Genomic DNA, 2,449 nt, shown 5'->3' on the forward strand with positions numbered 1-2,449 from the left:
CGTTTGAAACAATATATCATCGGCTACCGTTTTCAAAACGATGACGAGGAAATAAAGTTCTTCAAAGAAATCAAACCTCGTCTTTTTTGCCGTCTGATCTATTACCGCAAGCTCTACAATATCGAGATGAACCGTCCGGTAGGAAGTATCGAGGCACAACGGGAGTACCTGGACGCCCATGTTCGGGCCATCAACGCGTACACGCAGAAACGCCTCGACTTTATCCGCTATTTCCGCAGCGGCGCTACACACCTGGACAGCCTCTATTTCCTGCGCGGGCAGACCGACACGGAGCAATACCTGGAAACCTTCTACTATGAACTCGACCCGCAGTTTTCGACAAACGCGGATTTCAAGGTGGCGAAAATCCTGGCCAACGATATGTTGTCGGTTTATCTTATGGGCGAATTGGAATCACTGGAGAGCACGAACCTCCGGAACATGGTTCTGCCATTGCCTGACGTGCGTCCGACATGGCAGGACTCGAAGACGGATCTGACGGAACTTATTTACCTGCTCGACAGTAAAGGCTGTTTCGGCAATGTGCCACTCACGCAACTTGCCAGCTACATTTCCAACGCTTTCAACGTACACCTCGACATGAACCTTTCGAGGACATTCTGCGATATGAAAATCCGAAACAACCCGACACCGTGGCTTGACAAGGCGAAAGAGGCCCTGCTTAAACGTATGCAGACGTGGAAGCGAAACAAGAAAAACGGCAATTCCGAGTAGAACATGAACCGGTAAAGCACTCTATTTCTTATAGAAGCACTGATAATCAGCGTTGTATATAACAAAAGAACCGAGGTCGGTTTTCCCCCGTAACTCTCGAAAGGAACTTTCCCGAACGCCCGTATTTGCACCCGTATAAGGAGCCGATACGGGTGTTCCGTTGTAGCCCCGTCCGGATTAGAACACCGTTAAGCGTTGAATCACAGTATGCTATCGCATTTCTGCCAATAAAAATACCGAGTACGGGCCGCGGATTTCGGTAAAAAACACTGCCTTCTTCACCGCATGAACCGTTGAGAATCAGTTCACTGCAAATTATCAAAAAAAAGTCGTACCGACCTCGTTTTAAGCTGTCCATATAAGCCCGACCTTTGTAACAGACTAAAAAACAAAGGAGTATGAAAATCATAGTGATCGGTTCGCGAGCCTATAACGAGCTTGTCGGGCGTATAGAGAAAATAGAGGCTGCAATCGCCTCTCTCCCTGAAAAGGGGCGTGCATGGAATAAGGAGTATATAAACGACGAATGGATGGACGGCGAGCAGGTCTGCCGTTACCTGGGCATCAGCGGGCGTACCCTTCAACGCCTCCGCTCGGATCACGTGATCACCTATTCGGCCATCAACCGGAAGCTGTATTATTCCCTCACGGAAATCCGCCGTGTGCTGAAGGAGCGTTCCGTGCGGCGCAAAAACCGACCAAAGGAGTAGGCCATGTTTCTGGATAAGGAATATTTCGACGGATGGATGCAGCGGCTCTCGGAACGGCTGGAACGTATTGAGAAGCTGTGCGCGGGGGATGTGGAGCAACCGCTTTCCATCCTGCCTGACGGGGAGCGTCTTCTGGACAATTACGACCTGTGCCGTATGCTCAATATCAGCAAGCGCACACTCCAGCGTTACCGCACCTCGGGAGAGCTGCCTTACGAGATGATCTATCACAAGACCTTCTACCGGGAATCGGACGTCCTGCGGTTCATCGAGCGTAACTTCAGTAATTTCCGCAAGCTGAAAAAGGATCGTCCTGCCGGTTCCGGTTAGGCCCTGTCCCGAGAGTCCGGCGTCATGGAAAAACGCGGAGATACATGGAATAAGGCACGACATGACGGTGCAACCGCTCGATATTTGCCGTAAAATCAGTATGTTTGCACTGTAAGCCTATATAATAATGAACAATGAAAGAAACAGATAAAATACATCCTGCCGACAAAGGGGAGGAAGAGCTGCTGCATAACGTGCGCCATATCTTGCAGGAAGCGCGCGCAAAGGTGATACATCATGTCAATTCGACCCTCGTGAGGGCTTACTGGCAGGTAGGGAAATACATAGTGGAGTACGAGCAGCAGGGAACCGACCGTGCCGGATATGGCAAGGCTGTCATCAACACCCTTTCCAGGCGGCTCGTGGCGGAGTTCGGAAACGGGTTCACGGCCACCAACCTGCGGTACATGAGGCAGTTTTACCAGTGCTACCCGAAATATCACACGCTGTGTGATAAATTGAGCTGGTCGCATTGCCGCACGCTTCTCAAGGTGTCGGGCGATGCCGCCCGTGATTTTTACCTGCACGAGTGCGTCAAGGAAAACTGGAGTGTCCGGCAGCTCGACCGCCAAATCAACACGCTTTTCTATGACCGCTTGCTGGCCAGCCGAGACAAGAAAGCCGTGAAAGAGGAGATTTCCCGTACCGAACCCGGGCGTGTCGAACCCAAAGAG

At 51.0% G+C, this 2,449-nt stretch carries 4 protein-coding genes; all 4 read left to right on the forward strand.

Annotation, left to right across the window (positions count from 1 at the left end):
- A partial coding sequence (locus ACESTR_RS15950) for an RteC domain-containing protein (protein WP_347084375.1) occupies positions 1–735 on the forward strand: 735 nt, incomplete at its 5' end.
- Positions 736–1,133: 398 nt separating this feature from the next.
- On the forward strand, positions 1,134–1,445 hold the full coding sequence (locus ACESTR_RS15955; protein WP_004303820.1) for a helix-turn-helix domain-containing protein: 312 nt from the start codon (positions 1,134–1,136) through the stop codon (positions 1,443–1,445).
- Between the two features lie 3 nt (positions 1,446–1,448).
- Positions 1,449–1,775 carry a helix-turn-helix domain-containing protein gene (locus ACESTR_RS15960; RefSeq protein ID WP_004295487.1) on the forward strand — a complete coding sequence of 109 codons (327 nt, stop codon included), beginning with the start codon at positions 1,449–1,451 and terminating at the stop codon, positions 1,773–1,775.
- A 134-nt stretch (positions 1,776–1,909) separates the two neighbouring features.
- Positions 1,910–2,449: DUF1016 N-terminal domain-containing protein (locus ACESTR_RS15965; protein WP_373179435.1), on the forward strand; the 540-nt coding region annotated here is incomplete at its 3' end.

The sequence above is a fragment of the Alistipes sp. DJF_B185 genome (assembly GCF_964250025.1).
Lineage (GTDB): Bacteria > Bacteroidota > Bacteroidia > Bacteroidales > Rikenellaceae > Alistipes > Alistipes finegoldii.